Origin of the sequence: Pantoea sp. WMus005 (assembly GCF_013415305.1) — a bacterium.
In the GTDB taxonomy this organism is placed as follows: domain Bacteria; phylum Pseudomonadota; class Gammaproteobacteria; order Enterobacterales; family Enterobacteriaceae; genus Pantoea; species Pantoea rara.
The window spans coordinates 421594-443585 of record NZ_JACBXU010000002.1 but is presented as its reverse complement, the minus strand read 5'-3'; the positions used below and the strand labels follow the sequence as shown (position 1 = coordinate 443585).

Below are 21992 nucleotides of genomic sequence, written 5' to 3'. Positions count from 1 at the left end.
CCAGTTCACACTTCTCTCCGCGCACCTGTTTTGTCCATCTTCATAACGAATTACTCCCGTTCATCTCGCTGATTTGCTCGCAATAATTCCTGTTCACACTGGATGCGCAGGAGAAAACCATGAAAGGTACAGCCCTCCCGTTTCGGGAAAAACTGGGATATGGCATGGGTGATGCCGGATGCAACATGATTGGCGGTGCCATCATGCTGTTCCTGAACTACTTCTATACCGATGTATTCGGCCTGGCCCCGGCACTGGTGGGCACCCTGCTGCTCTCGGTCAGGGTGGTGGATGCGGTCACCGATCCGATTATGGGCGCTATCGCCGATCGCACCCAGAGTCGCTGGGGCCGTTTTCGTCCCTGGCTGCTGTGGGTTTCCGTTCCGTATGTCTTGTTCAGCGTTCTGATGTTCACTACGCCAGACTGGACCTACCACAATAAGGTGATTTGGGCGTTCGTCACCTACTTCCTGATGTCGCTGACCTACACCGCGATTAACATTCCTTACTGTTCACTGGGTGGTGTGATAACCAACGATCCCGGTGAACGCGTCTCCTGCCAGTCATACCGCTTCGTCATGGTCGGCATCGCCACGCTGATCCTCTCTTTGTCACTACTGCCGATGGCCGAGTGGTTTGGTGGCGAAGACAAAGCGCGTGGCTACCAGATGGCAATGGCTGTGCTGGCAACCATTGGCCTGGCGATGTTTCTGTTCTGCTTTGCCACGGTACGTGAACGTATCCGCCCTGCCGTGCCCAGCAATGATGACCTGAAAAAAGATCTGCGTGACGTCTGGAAGAATGACCAGTGGGTACGCATTCTGCTACTGACCTTCTGCAACGTCTGCCCCGGCTTCATCCGCATGGCGGCCACCATGTATTACGTCACCTGGGTCATGGGACAATCCACTCACTTCGCCACGCTGTTTATCAGCCTGGGTGTGATTGGCATGATGGTCGGCAGCACACTGGCGAAACTGCTCACCGATCGCTGGTGCAAACTCAAAGTCTTCTTCTGGACGAATATCGCGCTGGCGCTCTTCTCCAGCGGCTTCTACTGGATCGATCCTCACGCTACCGTGATGGTAGTGGTCGCCTACTTTGTGCTGAATATCCTGCATCAGATTCCCTCTCCGCTGCACTGGTCTCTGATGGCGGATGTGGATGACTACGGGGAATGGAAAACCGGCAAGCGCATCACGGGTATCAGCTTTTCAGGCAACCTGTTCTTCCTGAAGGTGGGACTGGCAGTAGCCGGTGCGATGGTCGGCTTTCTGCTGTCGATCTATGGCTACAATGCGGGCGCTAAACAGCAATCCCCGGAGGCGATTAACGGCATCATGCTGCTCTTCACCATTATTCCGGGCGTCGGCTATCTGATTACTGCCGGTGTGGTGCGACTGATGAAGGTCGACCGCAAAATGATGATTACCATCCAGCAGGATCTCGCGTTGCGCCGCGAAAACTTCAGGGACTTACAGACTGTTCGCCTGCGCGACGGTGCTGCCACGCCAACAGGAGACCTAAAATGACCGCAATTTTGCCAAATCCTTTTATTGAGCAGCGCGCCGACCCTTTTATTCTGCGCCATGAACAGCACTACTACTTTGTTGCATCCGTACCGGAGTATGATCGGCTGGAGATCCGACGCGCCACAACGCTGGCTGGCCTGCGCAGCGCCGAGCCGGTGGTAGTCTGGCACAAGCCTGATAGCGGCCCCTGCAGCGAGTTAATCTGGGCACCCGAGTTGCACTACATTGACGGCCAGTGGGTTATCTATTTCGCCGCAGCGCCGACGCGGGAGATCAAAGAAGGACTGTTTCAGCATCGGATGTATGCGCTGGTGTGTGAGGCGGCAGATCCGTTGCAGGGCGAATGGCAGCCATGCCGCCGTGTATTCAGTCAGTTTGACAGCTTCTCACTGGATGCCACTCACTTTGTGCATCAGGGCAAAAACTGGTATCTCTGGGCGCAAAAAGATCCAGTGATTCCCGGCAACTCTAATCTCTACCTGGCCGAGTTGCTGAATCCCTGGACGCTGAAAGGCACGCCGGTAATGCTGAGCCGGCCAGAATATGAGTGGGAGTGTGCAGGATTTAGCGTTAATGAAGGTCCGGCGGTCATCCGTCATGGCGAGCGGCTGTTTGTGACCTATTCCGCCAGCGCCACGGATGAAAATTATTGTCTGGGGATATTGTCGATTGCTGCTGACGCTGACCCGCTTGATGTTGCAGCCTGGCAGAAATCTGCCCGGCCGGTGTTTGTGTCCAGCTGGGATAACCATCAGTATGGGCCGGGACACAACAGCTTTACTCAGGATGAGGCGGGCCGCGACGTGCTGGTTTACCACGCACGTAACTACACTGAAATTGAAGGGGATCCGTTGTGGGATCCGAACCGCCACACCCGACTGAAATATTTCAGCTGGCGGGAAGATGGCACGCCCGATTTCGGCGTGCCACCTGCCGATTACACCAGCGTGCCGTAAATCGTCAGCAACGCGACGGCAACCACCAGTACCAGTGAGGTCTTTTTCGCTAACGCCACGGCAACCCGTGGCGTTTCTACTTTATCAGTGTGCGGATCGCGCGACAGGGAGAACTGTGCCAGCGTCGTCAGCACCTGATACTGAGAACGGTGACGATCGGTCAGCGAAGCAAACCACGCGGGCAGCGCCTTTTCGCCGTGGCCCAGCAACGCGTAAGCCACACCCGCCAGCCGCACCGGGATCCAGTCGAGAAGGTGCAGAATCGCATCTACGCCCGATTGCGCACGCGCCATCGGGGTGCCGTGCTTTGCCAGCCAGCCTTGCCAGGCACGCAGAAACGCGTAACCCACCAGCAGCACCGGTCCCCACGGCCCCCCCACCACCAGCCAGAACATCGGGGCGAGATAGAAGCGGAAGTTTATCCAGATGAGCGCATTCTGCAGTTCGCGCAGGAACTCGCGCTCGCTACATTCCACCGGCACGCCATGAATCAACGTCAGCTCAGCCGCCATCGCCTGATGCGCAGCGTCGTCGTCATGACTGGCTGCTTTCAGGTAGCTATGGTAGTGCCTGCGCACTGAACCGGCACCAATGCAGAGCAGTCCGGCAACGATCCAGAACAGGAGTTGCAGCACGCCAAAGAGCAGCCCTTTCAGACTCCAGACCACCAACGCAGTCAGCGCCATCGCCAGCACGGTCATCAGGAGGGTGCGCATCATGGAGAAATGTCGACGATGGCGAAAGATCGGCTCCAGCCGGTGTTCGAGCTGCCAGTGCTCGCCCAGTTTGAACAGGCGCTCCCAGCCTAAAACCAACAACAAGGTAAACAACGTCATACTGACTCCGCAAAAATCAGGATTTTTGCTGCGTTAACAGCTGTTTGTAGTAGTCCCAGTCAAAAGCAGGTCCGGGATCGGTTTTACGTACCGGCGCGATGTCGCTGTGCCCCGTGATACGTGAAGGCGTTACCGGATAGTGTTGCAGCAGCAATCGGGTTACCTGCTGCAGGGCCCGATATTGCGCCTCGCTATATGGCTCGCTGTCAGTTCCTTCCAGCTCAATACCGATGGAAAAATCGTTGCAGTTTTCACGTCCTTCAAACTGCGAAACGCCCGCATGCCAGGCGCGTTTGTCAAAGGGGACATACTGCACGATCTCCCCATCACGGCGAATCAGGCAGTGTGCCGCCACTTTCAGCGCGGCGATATCCGCAAAATAGGGATGGGCATCCGGCGGTAGGGTACCGGTGAACAGTTTGTCGATCCATGGCCCGCCAAATTCACCGGGTGGCAGGCTGATATTGTGAATCACCAGCAGTGAAGGTGCCTCATTATCAGGCCGCTCATTGCAATGCGTTGACGGCACATGACGCACACCGGTCAGCCAGCCCTGTTTAATTTTCATACCGGTTTCCTTGTTTCACCAGGCTGAGAATAGCATGAATAATAAAGGATTCTTGCCTCTTAGTGTGTCAGTCTGATGAGATTAAATCACTGCATGTTAAGGATACTAAACAAAATGCTATTCGTTGCTGGAACCTGACGGCGGTTCAGGCTATTGTGACCGCCTCTGCCATTCCCGTTTCTGGAGTAAAACACCTATGTCATCTCGTGGTTATGATCCCGACAGCCGCCATCAGGCACTGATTAAACGCATTGAAAGCGACATCCCGGATGCCGTTGCACTGGCGTTAAAAGAGGATCTTGGTGGTGAGATTGACGCTGACCGCGATATTACCGCGCAGTTGTTGCCCGCCGATACCCTGGCCCATGCGCAGGTCATCACCCGTGAAGCCGGTGTTTTCTGTGGTAAACGCTGGGTGGAAGAGGTGTTTATTCAGCTCGGCTCACACGTCACTCTGAACTGGCATGTCGAAGATGGCGATCAGATCAAAGCTGACCAGCTGCTGTTTGAAATCAGTGGTCCTGCTCGCCTGCTGCTGACCGCCGAACGTACGGCGCTTAATTTTGTGCAGACGCTCTCGGGGGTTGCCACCGAAGTCAGCCGCTATGTCGCGCTGCTGGCGGGAAGCAAGACGCAACTGCTGGATACGCGCAAAACCCTGCCCGGACTCCGGACTGCGCTGAAATATGCCGTGCTGTGCGGCGGCGGTAACAATCATCGGCTGGGCCTCTCTGACGCTTATCTGATCAAAGAGAACCATATTATTGCCAGCGGATCGATTGCTCAGGCGGTGGAAAGAGCCCAATGGCTGCAGCCCGATGTGCCGGTTGAAGTTGAGGTGGAATCCCTGGAGGAGTTACGTCAGGCGCTGGAGGCCGAAGCCGACATCGTGATGCTGGATAACTTCAGCCTGGAAGCGATGCGTGAAGCTGTCGAACTCAATCAGGGAAGGACGCTGCTGGAGGTTTCCGGCAATGTGACCGAAACCACCCTGCCGCAGATCGCCCTGACCGGCGTGGACTACGTATCGGTTGGCGCGCTGACCAAGCATGTGCGGGCGCTGGACCTCTCGATGCGTTTCAAACAAATGTAGCCTGCCTCGCCGTAGCCTGACACGGCGATTTTGCGATCCCGCTTCCGGCGCAGTTTCGACTGCGCTGCAATGCTGAAATTTCTCCATATCCCGCCTTCCAGTCTGCTGATCTCTGGCTGTCTTTCATTGCCCCCGGTTTTTAACCTGTCGCCTTCTTAAATCAGGAGGCGATGTGATGAATTATCAACGTGGATTTACGCTGGTTGAACTAATGATTGTGGTCGGCATTGTGGCGATATTAAGTGCTATAGGCCTGCCCGCTTATCAAAATTATCTGCAGCGCGCGGCACTCACCGACATGCTGCAAACGATGGTGCCCTATAAAACGGCGGTAGAACTTTGCGCCATGGAGCGCGGCGGCCCGACCCAGTGTCAGGCCGGAGAGGCCGGGATTCCGGCAGCCCGAGGATCGCGTTATGTCTCGGCACTGAGTGTGGCCAGTGGCGTGATTACGCTGACAGGTCAGGAGAGCCTCAATGGCCTGAGCGTTGAAATGCTGCCGATCTGGGACAGCGTCGATGGCGGTATCAGCTGGCAACGCAGCTGCAACAGCAGCAACAATAGCCTGCGCGACAATTGCCTGGCGCAGTTCCGCTTTGCGGATAAAGGAGCCAGCGATGAGCAAGCCTGATGAGGCCATTATGTCATTGTGTCAGCGCTACCGCGCTCTGGTTCTGCACCACGACGTCAGCCAGCTGCGTGTTGCCGTCGCGGAGAGCGTACCACCGGGGCTGGCTGAAGCGCTCCATTTTGCCAGCCAGTGTCAGATTGAGATCGAATGCTGGCCACAGGCCCGGCTCGATCAGCTTCAGCACGCTGACACACCACGGGTGGCGCGTGAAGAGGCACCCGCAGAGTCAGCGATTGAGGCTACACAATTGATCCTGCGTCAGGCAATGGAGAGGCGCGCCTCCGATGTGCATATCGAACCCTGCCGCGATGGCCTGCGCGTGCGACTGCGCATCGACGGCGTACTGCATCCGCTCTCTTCACTGCCTGCCACTCAGCCTGCGGCGCTGCTGGCACGACTGAAGATCCTCGGCGGGCTGGATATCGCCGAACGCCGGTTACCACAGGATGGCCAGTTCAGCATGGAAATCGCCGGTAAACCCGCCTCGTTTCGCCTGGCGACTTTACCCGTCTACGGCGGTGAAAAAGCGGTAGTCCGGCTGCTGCAAAGCGAAAGCGCGGCCCTGTCACTGGATAATCTCGGCTTACCCGCGGCGCAGTTACGCCTGTTCTGCGCCGCGCTGTCCCAGCCGCAGGGTCTGATCCTGGTGACCGGCCCCACCGGCAGCGGCAAGACGTTTACGCTCTACAGCGGACTCAGCGCTCTGAATAAGCCGGAAAAAAATCTGTGCAGCGTTGAAGATCCGATTGAGATCCCGCTGCCCGGCATTAACCAGACGCAGATCCATAGCAAAAACGGCCTCGATTTTAACCGCGTTCTGCGGGCGCTGTTGAGACAGGATCCGGATGTAATCATGGTGGGCGAGATCCGTGATGCCGAAACGGCAGAGATTGCCGTTAAAGCGGCGCAGACAGGGCACCTGGTGCTGTCGACGCTGCACACCAACTCCACCGCTGAAACGCTGACCCGGCTGCGGCAGATGGGGATTCCGGGTTATCTGCTGGGGCCGGCCCTGAAACTGATCGTTGCTCAGCGTTTGGTCCGACGTCTCTGCCCCCATTGCCGTCAGCCTGCCCAGGCGGTGGCGCACTATCCTTCGGAACTCTGGCCCGGAACTCTGCAAACCTGGCGGGCGCCCGGCTGTGACCACTGCTTTTCCGGCTATTTTGGCCGGCTGGCACTGTTTGAACTGCTGCCGATCAATGCCAGGCTGCAAAATGCGATTGCGGCCGAGATGCCGCTGGAGAATTTGCTCACTCTGGCGAAACAGCAGGGATTACGCACCCTGCTGGTTTCCGGCCTCGAGGCGGTAAGCCGGGGCGATACTTCGCTGGAAGAGATGCAACGGGTGATTGGGCTGGACGATGGCTAATGCGGCTTTATTCATCTGGCAGGCGGTCAATAGTCAGGGTCAGTTATGCAGTGGTCAGCTACTGGCTGTCGACAGTGACAACCTGCTGCTGATGCTGGCGCAGCGCGATCTTCTGCCAGTGAGCTGGAAACAGGAGAAAGTCTGGCGTCAGGGTGACTGGAAGTGGCAGCACAAAACCGATCTGATTCGCCAGCTGGCTACCCTGCTCAAAGCGGGCCTGCCGCTGGCAGAGAGCCTGGCTTTGCTGGCGGAGGGCCATCCGCATGCGGGCTGGCGCGCCCTGATGCTTGCTCTGCATCATCGGGTACTCAGCGGTGCATCTTTTTCCCAGGCATTGCGTGAATGGCCGCAGATCTTTCCGGCGCTCTATCCGGCCCTGATGGAGGTAGGTGAACTGACCGGTCAGCTGGACGTCTGTTGCAGCGAGCTTGCCCAGCAGCAGATTCGCCAGCAGCAGTTATGGCATCAGGTGGCAAAGGCGCTGCGCTATCCCTTGTTCATTTTGCTGGTGGCGATGGCAGTCACCTGCGGCATGCTACTGTTCGTGCTGCCGGAGTTCGTTGCGGTTTATGACTCCTTTGACGCGCCCCTGCCCGCTTTTACAGCAGCGGTAATGCAGTTATCAGCGGCGCTTCAGGAATGGGGAGGCGTGTTAGCCTTTGGAGTTTCACTTATGCTGGTTGGCTGGCATCAGCTGCGGCAACGTTCTGCGGACTGGCAACGTCGTGAGCAGGCACTTTTTCTGCGCATCCCACTGCTTTCCGGGTTGTGGCGCGGCACTCAACTGACGCAGATCTATACCATTCTGAATCTCACGCAGCGCGCCGGATTAACCCTGTTACAGGGGCTGGCAGCCGTTGAAGTGACGCTCTCCTCATTGCTGTGGCGGGAAGCGATGGCAGGGCTACAGCAGCACATTGCGCAGGGAAGTCCTCTGCATCAGGCTCTGATGCATCATCCGTTGTTCACACCCTTATGTGGGCAGTTGATTCGGGTCGGGGAAGAGGCGGGCGCTCTGGATTTAATGCTGGCAAGACTGGCGGAATGGCACGAGGCAGAAACGCGAGAGCGCGCTGACGCACTGGCAGCTTCGCTGGAACCGATGATGATGGTGGTGATTGGCGGCATTGTCGGCACGCTGGTGATTGCGATGTATTTACCCGTGTTCGGGCTGGGTGATGCGATGCATTAAAGGGCGCGCGCAGCGCCCCACATGGCTATCGATTGAAAACACGGTTCTCCTGCTCGTTAACCCGGATAAAGGTCGTGCGCTTGGTCAGCTCTTTCAGTCGCTCTGCCCCTACGTAAGTACAGGCAGATCGCAGCCCACCCAGAATATCGCGCGCGGTGTCAGCAACCGGACCCCGCAATGGCAGTTTCACCGTTTTACCTTCTGCGGCACGATATTGGGCAACACCACCGACGTGACGCTTCATCGCTGATTCGGAACTCATGCCGTAAAAGAGCATAAAACTTTCGCCATTCTCTTCAACGACCTGCCCTTCACACTCATCATGCGCCGCCAGCATGCCACCGAGCATCACAAAGTCTGCGCCGCCGCCAAAGGCTTTGGCGATATCGCCCGGCACAGAACAGCCACCATCGCTGACAATCTGCCCGCTTAAGCCATGCGCAGCATCGGCACACTCAATGACGGCAGAAAGTTGCGGATAACCTACGCCGGTTTTTACACGGGTTGTGCAGACCGATCCCGGACCAATGCCGACTTTGACGATATCCGCACCGGAGAGGATCAGCTCTTCCACCATTTCGCCGGTGACCACGTTACCGGCACAGATGGTTTTAGCCGGGAAAGTTTCACGCGCGCGCTGCAGAAAATCGACGAAATGCTGTGAATAACCGTTGGCAACGTCGATACAGATAAACTGCAAATCGTCTGACAGGGCCATAATCGCGACCAGTTTATTAAGATCGGCCTCTGAGGTGCCGGTTGAAACCATCACATGTTTCAGTACCGATGCAGGTATCCGCTGAATAAACGCGCGCCAGTCATCTACGCTGTAATGCTTGTGGACAGCCGTGAGGATATTGAAGCTGGCGAGCGCCTCGGCCATCGAAAATGTGCCGACGGTATCCATGTTGGCGGCGATGATAGGTACGCCGCTCCAGCTCAGGCCCGAGTGTCTGAAGGTAAAGCTGCGTTCCAGCTCAACCTGTGAGCGACTTTGCAGCGTGGAGCGTTTGGGGCGGATTAATACATCTTTAAAGCCCAGTTTCAGATCTTCTTCAATACGCATAAACAGTGTCCTGGTAAGTGGCAACGAATCGTCGTTCACGAAGTAAGCACAGCTCCAGTGGCGTTATGATACGCGCCTTTCGCTGCACGACAAGACTGCGAATTTCACTTTATTTACGCTACAATCCTTTAAATTTAGTTGTGCTTTATCGGTGTGATCTGACGCGCATTTTTGCGTTTTTTAACCAGATCATTACCCTGAACTCATGCCAAAAAAGAAGTCAGGTGAGAAACATGCCCTATATCGTCGCGCTTACAGGGGGAATCGGCAGTGGAAAGAGTACGATTGCCCAGGCATTCGCTGCGTCTGGCGTGGAAATTATTGATGCTGACCTGATCGCCCGTGAAGTTGTTGAACCAGGCACGCCCGCTTTGCAAGCCATTCAGGCGCGCTATGGTGCGTCTATAGTGACAAAACAGGGGATACTTGATCGTGCCCGACTTCGCGACATTATTTTCCAGCAGCCGGAAGAGAAAAGCTGGCTAAACGCGCTGCTCCATCCGCTGATAAACGCCCGGACACGACAACTGATCGCCCAGGCCACCTCACCTTATGTGCTCTGGGTGGTGCCATTACTGGTGGAAAATCAGTTACAGCACCAGGCTGATCGGGTACTGGTGGTGGATGTCGATGAGGCAACGCAGTTAGCGCGGACTCAGCAGCGTGACCATCTTTCCACCGATCAGGCGAAACGTATTCTTGCCGCACAGGCTACGCGCCAGCAGCGCCTCGCCTGTGCCGATGATATTATTGATAACAGTGGTGAGCCCGACGACGCCTTGCCACAGGTTGCCGAACTCCATCAGCGCTATCTCAGGCTGGCGGCAACGAAACAGGATTAATACCATGAGCACACCCGTTCTGTTTGAACACCCACTGAATGAAAAAATGCGAACCTGGTTACGGGTTGAATTTTTGATTAATCAGTTAGATGAAACGACTCCACTGGATAAAACCGTTAATGCGCTGACCTTTTTTCGCCTGATTGGCGAGTTGCTCGATATTTTCGAGCGCGGCGATATGCGGACAGAACTGTTAAAAGAGCTGGAGCGTCAGCAGCAAAAGTTACGCGCCTGGGCTGATGTGCCCGGTGTCGACATGACGCTGGTGGATGCCCTGCGTGATAAACTCAAAATTCAGTCAACGCAGTTAATGAATGCGCCGCGTATGGGCCAGCAACTCCGCGAGGATCGTCTGATTGCTTTGGTGCGCCAGCGGCTGAGCATCCCTGGCGGCTGCTGCAGCTTTGATTTACCGGGCCTGCACATCTGGCTTCACCTGCCGCAGGAAACACGTGATGCGCAGGTCGAGGCCTGGATGTATACGCTGGAGCCAATGCATCATGCGCTGGCGATGATACTGGATTTGATCCGCCAGTCCGGCGCGTTCCACATGCAGACCAGCCTCAATGGTTTTTATCAGGATAATGCCGAGGGTGCCGATCTGTTGCGACTACAGCTGTCGCTGGACGATGCGCTCTATCCACAGGTGTCCGGACATAAAAGCCGCTACGCCATTCGTTTTATGCCACTTGATAGTGAGCGCGGTGAAGTTCCGGCCCGCCTTAACTTCCAACTGGCCTGTTGTTAGAGGTAAACATGCAGCAAGAAGTGATGACCGTTTCCTGTCCGCAGTGCGGCAAAGATGTGATCTGGGATGAGCTCAGCCCGTGGCGCCCCTTTTGCAGCAAGCGCTGTCAGCTTATCGATTTAGGTGAGTGGGCTGCAGAAGAAAAACGTATTCCCAGCAGCGACGATATGAATGACAGTGACAACTGGAGTGAAGAAGATCGTTGATAGCAGGATGGGGCACGCTGCCCCATCCGCTCAGAGTTCGCCAGCGATCAGACGCGCAATCAGCTGATGATTTGCGGGCGGAAACTCTTCTGCCACCAGCGAATGCTGATCAACCCAGCGCTGCGGCTGACCCTCTTTGCCCCAGGGTTCTCCTTTCCACCCTTCAACCAGAAAGAAGTGCAGCGTCACGCGCAGATCGTCATAACTGTGGTCTGCATGACCAATCGGGCGAGCCTCGGTGACGTCAATGCCGGTCTCTTCGTGTAGCTCCCTTATCAGTCCCTGTTCGGCGCTTTCGCCCGCTTCGATCTTACCGCCAGGAAACTCCCACTTATTCGCCATGTAAGAGGTCGCCGCGCGCTGGGCAAGGAAAATTTGTTTATTGGCATTGCGAATGATGCCAACTGCAACCTGCAGGTGCTTCATGGAAACTATCCGGTAGTAATAGATGAATGAAGGCTGATTTTAGAGCATGCAGTCGCGGAAGTTAACCGCTTTAGCTCAGCGCTGGTGCACACACTGCGCTGGCCAGAACCATAAAAAAAGGAGCCAGCGGCTCCTTTTTTATCTGCATTCAGTCTCAGGCGATGCGGCCATGACACTGCTTAAACTTTTTACCGGAACCACATGGGCAGGGATCGTTGCGGCCCACTTTGCGTTCGCCACTCTGCTCCGACACAGGCTCTTCTGCCAGCAGATCTTCTTCTACATGGCTCAGTTGCTGTTGCTGTGCAAGACGTTCAGCTTCTTCACGACGCTGTTGCTCCATCGCTTCAACTTCTTCAGGCATACGCACCTGCACCTTGCTTAGCGTACTGATCACTTCATATTTCAGTGATTCAAGCATTGCAGCGAACATGGCGAAGGATTCACGCTTGTACTCCTGCTTCGGATCTTTCTGCGCATAGCCGCGCAGATGGATGCCCTGACGCAGATAGTCCATCGCTGCCAGATGCTCTTTCCACAACGAATCCAGCGTCTGCAACATCACGCCTTTTTCGAAGTTGCGCATCATTTCCGCGCCAACGATCTCTTCTTTCTCTGCATAGCTTTCCATGGCATGAGTCATGATGCGCTCTCGCAGCACTTCTTCATGCAGGTCAGGCTCTTTATCCAGCCACTCTGCTATCGGCAGGTTCAGATCGAAGTCAGTACGCAGACGCTCTTCAAGGCCTGGCACGTCCCACATTTCTTCCAGCGACTGTGGCGGAATGTAGGTATCGATAGTGGCTTTGTAGACATCGTGGCGAATGCTGTTGATGGTTTCGCTAACGTCAGACACATCCAGCAGCTCATTACGCTGACTGTAGATGGCGCGACGCTGGTCATTAGCCACATCATCATACTCCAGCAGTTGCTTACGAATATCGAAGTTACGGCTTTCAACTTTACGCTGTGCGTTGGCAATTGCTTTCGTCACCCACGGATGCTCAATCGCTTCACCTGGCTTCATGCCCAATTTACGCATCATATTCGACACGCGGTCTGAGGCGAAAATACGCATCAGCGCATCTTCCATTGACAGGTAGAAGCGTGAAGAACCGGCATCACCCTGACGGCCTGCACGACCACGCAGCTGGTTATCGATTCGACGGGATTCGTGACGCTCAGTACCCACGATGTGCAAACCCCCTGACGCCAGAACCGCATCATGACGAATCTGCCAGGCCGCTTTAATCTCCTGGATTTGCGCTTCAGTCGGCTCCTCCAGCTCTTCCACTTCAGCATGCCAGCTACCACCCAGCATAATGTCCGTACCACGTCCTGCCATGTTGGTCGCGATAGTGACCGCGCCTGGCTGACCAGCCTGCGCAACAATATCCGCTTCGCGGGCATGGAATTTGGCGTTCAGGACGTTATGTTTAATACCGGCTCGGGTCAGTTCGTTAGAAACCACTTCTGATTTTTCAATCGAGATGGTCCCCACCAGCACCGGCTGGCCATTGGCTGTGCGGTCGCGGATATCTTCGATAATCGCATCGATCTTCTCTTTCTCAGTCATGTAGACCAGGTCAGCCAGATCTTTACGCACCATTGGACGGTTAGTCGGCACGACAATGGTATCGAGCTTGTAAATAGAGCTGAATTCGAACGCTTCGGTATCCGCAGTACCGGTCATACCGGCCAGCTTCTCGTAAATACGGAAGTAGTTCTGGAAGGTGATAGAGGCCAGCGTCTGGTTCTCATTCTGAATCTCTACGCCTTCTTTGGCTTCAATCGCCTGATGCAGGCCATCTGACCAGCGACGCCCCTGCATGGTACGGCCGGTGTGTTCATCAACGATCACGACTTCGCCATCTTTAACGATGTAATCAACATCGCGGGTAAAGAGTGCGTGCGCACGCAGTGCTGCAGTGACGTGGTGCATCAGCATGATGTTGGTCGGTGAATAGAGTGACTCGCCCGCTTCCATGATGCCCTGGCTGACCAGGAGCTCTTCCACTTTTACCAGACCGCGCTCAGACATGTGCGCCTGACGCGCTTTCTCATCGATCCAGAAGTCACCTTCGCCCTGATGGGTTTCAGTATCTTCTTTATCCTGGCGAACCAGATGAGGGATGATCTTGTTAACTTTGGTGTAGAGATCAGAACTGTCTTCTGCCGGACCGGAGATGATTAAAGGCGTACGCGCTTCATCGATCAGGATGGAGTCTACCTCATCCACCAGCGCATAATGAAGTTTACGCTGTACGCGCTCTTCCGGGCTGAAAGCCATGTTATCGCGCAGGTAGTCGAAGCCATATTCGTTGTTGGTACCGTAGGTGATGTCTGCTGCGTAAGCTTCACGCTTCGCCACAGCCGGCAGGCCCGACATGTTGATACCAATGCTTAAACCCAGGAACTCAAACAGTGGACGGTTATTTTCCGCATCACGCTGTGCCAGATAGTCGTTGACGGTAACCACGTGAACGCCTTTGCCGGACAGCGCATTCAGGTAGGCTGGCAGCGTTGCGGTCAGTGTTTTACCTTCACCGGTACGCATCTCAGCAATGCAGCGGTCGTTCAGCACCATGCCACCGATCAGCTGCACGTCGAAGTGACGCATTCCGAACACACGTTTACTCGCCTCACGCACGGTCGCGAACGCTTCCGGGATCAGACTTTCCAGCGTTTCACCTTTTTTCAGGCGCTCGCGGAACAGGTCGGTTTTGGCTTTCAGTTCATCGTCAGTGAGCTTCTCAAAATCGGGCTCCATCTTATTGATGACGTCCACCACTTTGCGCATACGACGCAGTGTACGATCGTTACTGCTACCAAAAACCTTGGTTAATATTTTGCTAAACATAATAAATATATTCTCAATTCAGCCGGGGCATTCCGGGCTGCGAAATCTAAAAAGAGTGAGTAGAACCAATACTATTAGCAGAACAATCGGGTGGGTCCGGCGCGAATGCCATGCACGCGGGCATGCCATTCTACCCATGAGCGGGTAACGACCATGAAGAGAGGCGGTGTTGTCATCTGCTGCGAAGAGGTATGTTGCGCAGAATGTGATGTCAGTAAATTATGCAGCGAGTCGATCAGCGCCAGCTTTTGGGCCGCCAGCGGTAACTGTTGTTGCTCCGCCTGCGCCTGGGGCGACAACGTGAAAGAGAGGTGACGAATAACGGTGCGGATGGCGTGCTGATGCCAGTAATCCACGCTGAAGCTCGGGCGTCGGGATGCTTCCTGAAGCCGGATTAAGTGATCAAAGCGTGTGGCATTGCCAAGAAAGAGGCTGCTGGCTGGCGATTCAGACGACGCGTTGAGTTCAGAGCTTTGCGCACAGGCCGGCAGGCCAAAGCTGGCCGCTACCATCCCTAACAGGAGATGAGGCCAGAAGTAGCGTCTACCTAATTGTCGCCAGCGCAGAAGAATCCCGATCACAACCTTTCCATCGCGCACGCTCTGTTGCGCTTTTGTTTTCGTGTACCCGCCGCGAGCCGCAACGGATTTCGGCCTGTAAAAGCGCCACAGATAGTAACATTAATGTGGGGCATCCACACCTGGGATTAAAGTGGCGGCGTGAGAAAAGGTGTGTGATTGTTCAGCAATTCAGCAGAACAGACAATGCGTTGCGAGCGAGGTTGCAGTCTTCAGGCGTGTTACTGGAGGCAATAAAAAAACGGCTGGTGCCGCTGACCGGAGAGGGTGTCAGCATAACCAGCCGTTTCACGTTCTGGGGTAGTTAAGCCAGAACCAGATTCGGTGCTTTGAATGCCACTGGCAGTTCAGCTTCGTCTTCGAAGGTTGCCCATTCCCAGGCTTCCTGCTTCGCCAGAACCGCTTGCAGCAGCTTGTTGTTCAGTGCATGGCCTGATTTGAAAGCAGTAAATGCGCCAATGATGTTATGACCACACATAAACAAGTCGCCAATCGCGTCCAGCATTTTGTGACGGACAAACTCGTCTTCAAAACGCAGACCTTCTTCATTCAGTACGCGGAAATCATCCAGGCCGATCGCACAATCTAAACTACCGCCCAGGCACAGGCCTTTAGACTGCAGATATTCGATTTCACGCATAAAGCCAAATGTACGCGCCCGGCTGATTTGACGAACAAACGCGTCAGCAGAGAAGTTCATCGCATAGCGCTGTGAACTGGAATCAATAGCCGGGTGTTTGAAGTCGATGGTGAAATCAAGAGAGAAACCGTTATACGGTTTGATCTCAGCCCATTTGTCACCCTCTTCCACACGCACGGTCTGCTTAACACGCACAAATTTCTTCGCGCTGTTGAGCTGCTCGATACCGGCATCCATCAGCAAATAGATAAACGGTGCTGCGCTACCATCCATGATCGGGATTTCTGGCGCATCAACTTCAACAATAATGTTGTCAATACCCAGACCCGCCAGGGCGGCATTGAGGTGTTCAACCGTTGAAATACGCACGCCTTCATCATTCACCAGGCAGGTACTTAGCATGGTGTCGCGCACGTATTTTGCATCAGCCGGAAAATCTACCGGTGGATTCAAGTCGGTGCGACGATAGATGACCCCGGTATTAGCCGACGCAGGGCGTAATGTCAGCGTGACTTTTTTGCCGGTATGTAAACCGACACCAGTCGCCTGAACAATACGTTTTAATGTCCTTTGTTTGATCATCGCATTATCTCGCAGTATCACCTTTCCGACCGCCAGTATACTTTACCAGCGGACAGACACTTTAGCACAAAGAGCGGACAATCCCAATTATAGGGTTAATCCTAGTCGGCCTGCTTGCGTAAAAAGGCCGGAATATCAAGATAGTCAGGCTCTTTGTTCGACTGCGCAGCCTGGTCGTTAACGACTTTGGCAGCAGGTTTCTGCTCCTGCGGCAGCGGTGACATACCGTGCTGCTGGTAACGATGATCCATCACTGGCTGACTGGCTGGTTTGTTTGTGACCAGCGTGATTTCTGGACGCTTGTCCATGCCGATACCGGTTGCTACCACAGTAACGCGCAGTTCGTCATTCATTTCCGGATCCAGCGAGGTCCCGATAACCACAGTCGCGTTGTCAGAAGCGAAAGCACGGATAGTGTTACCCACGGTCTCAAATTCATCCAGACGCAGATCGAAGCCCGCAGTAATGTTGACCAGCACGCCACGCGCGCCTGACAGGTCGATATCTTCCAGCAGTGGGCTGGAGATCGCCATTTCAGCCGCTTCTTCCGCACGATCTTCACCGCACGCAACGCCTGAACCCATCATCGCATAGCCCATTTCGGACATCACAGTACGCACGTCAGCAAAGTCGACGTTCATCAGGCCCGGACGGGTAATCAGCTCGGCGATACCCTGAACGGCGCCTTTCAGCACGTCGTTAGCAGCACCAAATGCATCCAGCAGGGAGATACCACGGCCCAGCACTTTCAGCAGCTTGTCGTTTGGAATAGTGATCAGTGAATCGACATGCTTAGAGAGTTCAGCGATCCCCTGCTCGGCAAACGCCATGCGCTTTTTGCCTTCGAAGTTGAACGGCTTGGTGACAACCGCCACCGTCAGGATACCAAGATCCTTGGCCACTTCAGCGACCACAGGTGCTGCACCGGTACCGGTACCGCCGCCCATGCCTGCTGCGATGAAGACCATGTCTGCCCCTTCCAGCGCAGCCCGCAGTGCTTCGCGATCTTCTTCTGCAGAGTTACGGCCTACTTCCGGATTCGCACCCGCACCCAGACCTTTGGTAATGTTATTACCGATCTGAATGGTCTGGCCGACAGCTGTTTTACGCAGCGCTTGCGCGTCGGTATTCACAGCAAAGAATTCCACACCTTCGATACGTTCGCGTACCATGTGCTCTACGGCGTTACCGCCGCCGCCACCGACGCCGATGACTTTAATCACCGCGTCGTTGGTTAATTCCATAGGTTCAAACATGATTTCTCTCCGTTATGTGCCTGTCGCCTGGAGATCACTAAAGAAAACAGCATGATCCCCTTTCACAAAAATTAAAACTCTTTTTTTAACCAACTGTTAATACGCTTGAACCAGTTACCTACTGAAACCCGTTTTTCGGTCTCTGCATCACCGTTCATGTGCGACTCTTTGCCGTAATGCAACAGTCCCACGGCAGTGGAGTAGTACGATTCCTGCGCATAGTCAGTCAGGCCGGTAATATTCAGCGGCTGTCCGATACGCACCTGCGTATGGAATACGCGTTGCGCACAGGCCGCCAGTCCTTCGATTTGCGCTGCACCACCAGTCAGGACGATGCCTGCGGCTAAATGATGCTTTACGCCCTGCTGACGCAGTTGTTCCTGTAACTGCAGAATCTCGTCATTGACCAGATTCAAAAGTTCGGTGTAACGCGGCTCGATCACTTCAGCCAGCGTCTGACGCTGCAGGCTGCGCGGAGGACGTCCGCCCACGCTTGGCACCTCAACGTTCTCATCTTTGCCGACAATCGAGCCCAGCGCGCAACCATGGCGTACTTTGATCGCCTCAGCATCCGTTGGCGGTGTGCCAAACGCATAGGCGATATCGCTGGTGACAACGTTACCTGCATACGGAATCACCTTAGTGTGCCGTAAAGCGCCGCCGGTATATACGGCTATGTCCATTGTACCGCCACCAATATCGACAACACACACGCCCAGCTCACGTTCGTCTTCAGTCAACACGGCAAAACTGGAGGCGAGCCCGGCAAAAATCAGCTGATCCACTTTCAGTCCGCAACGCTCAACCGCTTTAACGATGTTCTTCGCCATATCGTTGTGGCAGGTAATGAGGTGCACTTTCGCCTGCATACGCACGCCGGAAAGCCCGACCGGATTTTTAATCCCTTCCTGATAGTCGATGGCATATTCCTGAGGAATCACGTGCAGGATGCGATGCTCGTCACGCACTCTCACCGATTTGGCGGTATGCACGACGTTCTCTACATCATCCTGAGTCACTTCCTCTTCGGAAATCGGAACCATCCCGATTTCGTTCTGACAACTGATATGTTTGCCCGATAAAGCAAGGTAGACAGAGGAGATCTGGCAGTCTGCCATCAACTCAGCCTGATCGATGGCGCGCTGAACGCATTTCACCACCGACTCAAGGTCGTTTACGCCACCTTTATCCATACCGCGGGAAGGACAACTGCCCACCCCAATAATATTGACCATACCATCGGGCAGAATTTCCCCAACCAGGGCGGCAACCTTCGCAGTGCCGATTTCGAGTCCAACTACCAGTTTTCTGTCCGTTGCCTTGATCATTGTTGTTTAGCCTGTGCCTGGTTCTGTTGCTGATTACTGTCCTGTGGCTCCATCACGACCGGCGTCCAGCCAACAGAAGCGCCAGAGTCATATCGCAAATCCACGTAGCTGATACGTTTGCTCTCATTCTGACCTTGCTGCTGCAGCACCGGGTAGAGCTCAATAAAGCGATTCAGTCGTTTCATGGTGTCGCTGCGTCCCAGTTCGATACGTACATCATCGCTGGTGACCAGCTGCCATGAACGACGCGCCGTCATCGACGCCACCTTCAGGGTAAACTTCCGGGCCTTCAGCACATCATCCATGCTGTGATAGCCCGCAAGGACCTCTTTCTCACTCCCTTCAGGCCCGTACAACATCGGCAGTGTCTCCTTGCCGACATGACTGGCGGGTACGCTGAAGGCGTTACCTTCAGCGTCCACCATATGCAAATCGTTCCAGCGCGCCACCGGCGTATATTCCACCAGATGGATCTTCAGTTCGTCCGGCCACTGCTTACGCACGCTGACCTGCTTAATCCACGGCAGCCGCTCAATCTGCTGCTGCAGAATGTCCACGTTCTGAGACATAAATGTCCCCGGCGGACCCAGCGACAAAATCGCCTGACGAATATCGTCATGGGTGGTGTAGTGCGTCTGTCCTGTCACCACCAGCTTTGACAGTGGCAGCCGGGATGCATCGTTCATCCATTTCAGCACCACCAGTCCGCCAGCAACCATAATCCCGATAACGATCAGCAGGAAAAAAATGCCGAACAATCGGGCACCGTTACTGCGCCCGGTGCGAATACGCTCCTGCGGTTCACGGTTTCGAACTCTCATCGCCGCCTGTGACATATCAGACGGCCAGCTCCAGAATATGGGCGACCAACTGCGGGAAACTCATGCCCGCCTGTTTCGCTGCCATAGGAACCAGGCTGTGGCTGGTCATGCCCGGCGAGGTGTTAGCTTCCAGTAACTGAAAGCGCCCTTCCCCGTCGGTCATCACATCAACCCGTCCCCAGCCACGACAGCCCAGTGCACGCCAGGCGGCCAGCACCAGCTGCTGTAATTCAGCTTCACGCTCAGCGCTTAAGTCGGCCGGACACAGGTACTGAGTATCGTCAGAAATGTATTTAGCTTCATAGTCATAGAACTCACTGGCGCTCTTTATTTCAATGGAGGGCAGAATACGATCGCCCACAATCGCGACGGTGTACTCTGCGCCACTGAGAAACGCCTCGACCAGTACGTCATTGTCGAACTTAAACGCCGTCTCCAGTGCCGCTGGCAGCGCGCTCAGATCGTTAACCCGGCTGATGCCTACGCTGGAGCCTTCACAGGCTGGCTTCACAAATAATGGCAGGCCAAGCGCTGCAATCGCCGCGTTGCTCTCCTCATCCAGGCCGGCCTCAAACTGCTGACGCGTCAGCCAGACAAACTTTCCTGACGGTAAACCGCGCCCCTGCCACAGCAGCTTGGTGCGCAACTTATCCATGGTCACCGCCGAGGCCATCACGCCGCTGCCGGTGTAAGGCAGTTGCAGGAACTCCAGCACCGCTTGCATCGTGCCGTCTTCACCGCCCCGGCCATGCAACGCGATAAAGGCTTTGGTGAATCCCTGCTCTTTCAGCGTCATGACGGAGACATCGCGGGTATCGATGCCATGCGCATCAATGCCCATTTCCCGCAATCCGGCAATCACTGCCTGACCCGAGTTGAGTGAAACCTCGCGCTCTGCCGAGGTACCGCCCATTAACACTGCCACTTTATCCACCATGACGATCCTCCGCTTTGCGTTCCGGCTGGAGCTTAGTGTCCGCCAGCTTGCGGGCAACCTTGCCGACGTTACCGGCACCCTGTACCAGAATCAGGTCATTACCCGACAGCAGCGGCGCCAGCATCTCCGGCAGTGCATCATGTTCCGGCACCAGGATCGGATCGACCTTGCCCCGGTTACGAATGGCACGGCAGAGCGATCGACTGTCAGCGCCTGGAATCGCGGTCTCACCGGCGGAGTAAACATCCAGCATCAGTAACACATCGACATGCGACAGCACGTTAGCGAAATCATCAAACAGATCGCGGGTACGGCTATAACGGTGCGGCTGGAACACCATCACCAGTTTTTTATCCGGCCAGCCAGCCCGCGCGGCTTTAATCGTCGCGTCCACTTCGGTGGGGTGATGACCGTAATCATCCACCAGCATCGCGGTGCCCGGCTGTCCGTTGACCGGTTCTGTCGGAAATTCACCCAGCAGATCAAAGCGACGCCCCGTCCCCTGGAAACTCTCCAGCGCAGCCAGGATAGCATTGTCTTCAATGCCCTCTTCAGTGGCGACAGCGACAGCAGCTGCCGCGTTCAGGGCATTGTGGCGACCCGGTGCGTTCAGCGTAATCTGCAGCGGCGCTTTGTCCTGACGGATCAGGGTGAAATGTCCCTGCGCACCGCTCTGCTCGTAGTTTTCAATACGTAAATCCGCATCATCGCTAAAACCGTATGTGGTGATATGACGGCCCACGCGTGGGATCAGGTCACGAATAACCGCATCATCGACACACATCACCGCACGACCGTAAAACGGCAGGTTGTGCAGGAAGTTAATAAACGTCTGTTTCAGGTTTTCGAAATCGCCCTGATAGGTGTCCATATGGTCAGCTTCGATGTTGGTCACAATCGCCACCATTGGCTGCAGATGCAGGAACGATGCATCGCTCTCATCTGCTTCAGCAATCAGATACCGGCTGTTACCCAGACGGGCATGGGTGCCTGCTGCTTTGACGAGTCCGCCGTTAACGAAGGTCGGATCGAGACCCGCTTCCGCATAAATGCTCGACACCATCGCCGTAGTCGTCGTTTTGCCATGCGTACCCGCGACGGCGATGCCGTGACGGAAACGCATCAGTTCAGCCAGCATCTCCGCACGACGGATCACCGGGATACGCTGTTCGCGTGCCGCGACCAGTTCGGGGTTATCCTGCGAAACGGCGCTGGAAACCACCACCACGCTGGCATCGGTCACGTTTTCGGGGCGATGGTTAAAATAAATGGTGGCACCCAGCGCAATCAGGTTCTGCGTCACCGGGTTAGGGGCCAGATCTGAACCGCTGATATGGTAGCCTTCATTTGCTAACACTTCGGCAATACCGCCCATGCCTGCACCGCCGATGCCGACAAAGTGGATGTGCCGGACGCGACGCATCTCGGGCACGATAGAACGCAGTTTTGCCAATTGTTGTGTATTCATCGATCTCTGTTACCTGCTCTTTCAGTTTGTACCCAGTCCGGGTACAGGTCAGAC

The 21992-nt window shown here is 55.2% G+C and carries 21 protein-coding genes; 9 read left to right on the top strand and 12 right to left on the bottom strand.

The window, feature by feature from the left end; translation table 11 throughout:
* The first annotated feature begins 119 nt into the window (after positions 1 to 119).
* Both HZZ01_RS12305 and HZZ01_RS12300 read left to right on the top strand, forming a co-directional pair.
* Complete coding sequence (locus HZZ01_RS12305) at positions 120 to 1532, top strand: glycoside-pentoside-hexuronide (GPH):cation symporter (RefSeq protein WP_179897689.1); 1413 nt, start codon at positions 120 to 122, stop codon at positions 1530 to 1532.
* Positions 1529 to 2488: a family 43 glycosylhydrolase gene (locus HZZ01_RS12300; RefSeq protein ID WP_179897687.1), complete on the top strand. Its 960-nt coding sequence runs from the start codon at positions 1529 to 1531 to the stop codon at positions 2486 to 2488. The genes HZZ01_RS12305 and HZZ01_RS12300 overlap by 4 nt, the downstream gene beginning before the upstream one ends.
* On the opposite strand, the gene ampE is transcribed toward HZZ01_RS12300, so the two are convergent.
* Together ampE and ampD are read right to left on the bottom strand one after the other, a co-directional pair.
* Complete coding sequence (gene ampE / locus HZZ01_RS12295) at positions 2470 to 3324, bottom strand: beta-lactamase regulator AmpE (RefSeq protein WP_179897685.1); 855 nt, start codon at positions 3322 to 3324, stop codon at positions 2470 to 2472. The two genes, HZZ01_RS12300 and ampE, sit on opposite strands and share 19 nt — an antisense overlap.
* Positions 3325 to 3340: 16 nt before the next feature.
* Positions 3341 to 3892, bottom strand: coding sequence for a 1,6-anhydro-N-acetylmuramyl-L-alanine amidase AmpD (gene ampD / locus HZZ01_RS12290; RefSeq protein ID WP_136196549.1), 552 nt, complete (start codon positions 3890 to 3892; stop codon positions 3341 to 3343).
* 196 nt (positions 3893 to 4088) lie between these two features.
* On the opposite strand from ampD, the gene nadC reads away from it, so the two are divergent.
* From nadC to hofC, 4 genes are all read left to right on the top strand, one after another.
* Positions 4089 to 4985 (top strand): carboxylating nicotinate-nucleotide diphosphorylase, encoded by an 897-nt coding sequence (gene nadC / locus HZZ01_RS12285; RefSeq protein WP_179897683.1) that lies wholly within the window; start codon positions 4089 to 4091, stop codon positions 4983 to 4985.
* Positions 4986 to 5160: 175 nt separating this feature from the next.
* The gene (gene ppdD / locus HZZ01_RS12280) at positions 5161 to 5616 is read left to right on the top strand and encodes a prepilin peptidase-dependent pilin (RefSeq protein WP_179897682.1); all 456 of its coding nucleotides are present in this window, start codon (positions 5161 to 5163) and stop codon (positions 5614 to 5616) included.
* A complete protein-coding gene (gene gspE, locus HZZ01_RS12275) occupies positions 5603 to 6988 on the top strand; it encodes a type II secretion system protein GspE (protein WP_179897680.1) in 1386 nt (461 codons plus the stop codon). Before ppdD ends, gspE begins: the two co-directional genes overlap by 14 nt.
* Positions 6981 to 8180 (top strand): protein transport protein HofC, encoded by a 1200-nt coding sequence (hofC, locus tag HZZ01_RS12270; protein WP_179897678.1) that lies wholly within the window; start codon positions 6981 to 6983, stop codon positions 8178 to 8180. The genes gspE and hofC overlap by 8 nt, the downstream gene beginning before the upstream one ends.
* A gap of 25 nt (positions 8181 to 8205) precedes the next feature.
* On the opposite strand, the gene HZZ01_RS12265 is transcribed toward hofC, so the two are convergent.
* Positions 8206 to 9246 (bottom strand): GMP reductase, encoded by a 1041-nt coding sequence (locus HZZ01_RS12265; RefSeq protein WP_179897676.1) that lies wholly within the window; start codon positions 9244 to 9246, stop codon positions 8206 to 8208.
* 233 nt (positions 9247 to 9479) lie between these two features.
* On the opposite strand from HZZ01_RS12265, the gene coaE reads away from it, so the two are divergent.
* The 3 genes from coaE to yacG are packed head-to-tail and all read left to right on the top strand — an operon-like array spanning position 9480 to position 11042.
* Positions 9480 to 10088 (top strand): dephospho-CoA kinase, encoded by a 609-nt coding sequence (gene coaE, locus HZZ01_RS12260; RefSeq protein WP_179897674.1) that lies wholly within the window; start codon positions 9480 to 9482, stop codon positions 10086 to 10088.
* 4 nt (positions 10089 to 10092) lie between these two features.
* On the top strand, positions 10093 to 10836 hold the full coding sequence (gene zapD / locus HZZ01_RS12255) for a cell division protein ZapD (RefSeq protein WP_179897672.1): 744 nt from the start codon (positions 10093 to 10095) through the stop codon (positions 10834 to 10836).
* Between the two features lie 8 nt (positions 10837 to 10844).
* Entirely contained in the window at positions 10845 to 11042 is a 198-nt protein-coding gene (yacG, locus tag HZZ01_RS12250; RefSeq protein WP_136196541.1) for a DNA gyrase inhibitor YacG, read from the top strand.
* Positions 11043 to 11072: 30 nt separating this feature from the next.
* Here yacG and mutT read toward each other — a convergent pair whose 3' ends face one another.
* From mutT to murC, 9 genes are all read right to left on the bottom strand, one after another.
* The gene (mutT, locus tag HZZ01_RS12245; protein ID WP_179897670.1) at positions 11073 to 11468 is read right to left on the bottom strand and encodes an 8-oxo-dGTP diphosphatase MutT; all 396 of its coding nucleotides are present in this window, start codon (positions 11466 to 11468) and stop codon (positions 11073 to 11075) included.
* 154 nt (positions 11469 to 11622) lie between these two features.
* On the bottom strand, positions 11623 to 14328 hold the full coding sequence (gene secA, locus HZZ01_RS12240) for a preprotein translocase subunit SecA (RefSeq protein WP_179897668.1): 2706 nt from the start codon (positions 14326 to 14328) through the stop codon (positions 11623 to 11625).
* 74 nt (positions 14329 to 14402) lie between these two features.
* Positions 14403 to 14909, bottom strand: a complete 507-nt coding sequence (gene secM, locus HZZ01_RS12235; protein ID WP_313697536.1) for a secA translation cis-regulator SecM — start codon at positions 14907 to 14909, stop codon at positions 14403 to 14405.
* A gap of 301 nt (positions 14910 to 15210) precedes the next feature.
* Complete coding sequence (gene lpxC / locus HZZ01_RS12230; protein WP_013356769.1) at positions 15211 to 16128, bottom strand: UDP-3-O-acyl-N-acetylglucosamine deacetylase; 918 nt, start codon at positions 16126 to 16128, stop codon at positions 15211 to 15213.
* Positions 16129 to 16229: 101 nt separating this feature from the next.
* On the bottom strand, positions 16230 to 17384 hold the full coding sequence (gene ftsZ, locus HZZ01_RS12225) for a cell division protein FtsZ (protein WP_003854738.1): 1155 nt from the start codon (positions 17382 to 17384) through the stop codon (positions 16230 to 16232).
* A gap of 71 nt (positions 17385 to 17455) precedes the next feature.
* Complete coding sequence (gene ftsA / locus HZZ01_RS12220; protein WP_003854739.1) at positions 17456 to 18712, bottom strand: cell division protein FtsA; 1257 nt, start codon at positions 18710 to 18712, stop codon at positions 17456 to 17458.
* Complete coding sequence (gene ftsQ, locus HZZ01_RS12215) at positions 18709 to 19548, bottom strand: cell division protein FtsQ (protein WP_003854740.1); 840 nt, start codon at positions 19546 to 19548, stop codon at positions 18709 to 18711. Before ftsQ ends, ftsA begins: the two co-directional genes overlap by 4 nt.
* 1 nt (position 19549) lies before the next feature.
* Positions 19550 to 20470 carry a D-alanine--D-alanine ligase gene (locus HZZ01_RS12210; protein ID WP_179897664.1) on the bottom strand — a complete coding sequence of 307 codons (921 nt, stop codon included), beginning with the start codon at positions 20468 to 20470 and terminating at the stop codon, positions 19550 to 19552.
* Entirely contained in the window at positions 20460 to 21938 is a 1479-nt protein-coding gene (murC, locus tag HZZ01_RS12205; protein ID WP_136196535.1) for a UDP-N-acetylmuramate--L-alanine ligase, read from the bottom strand. The genes HZZ01_RS12210 and murC overlap by 11 nt, the downstream gene beginning before the upstream one ends.
* Positions 21939 to 21992: the final 54 nt, after the last annotated feature.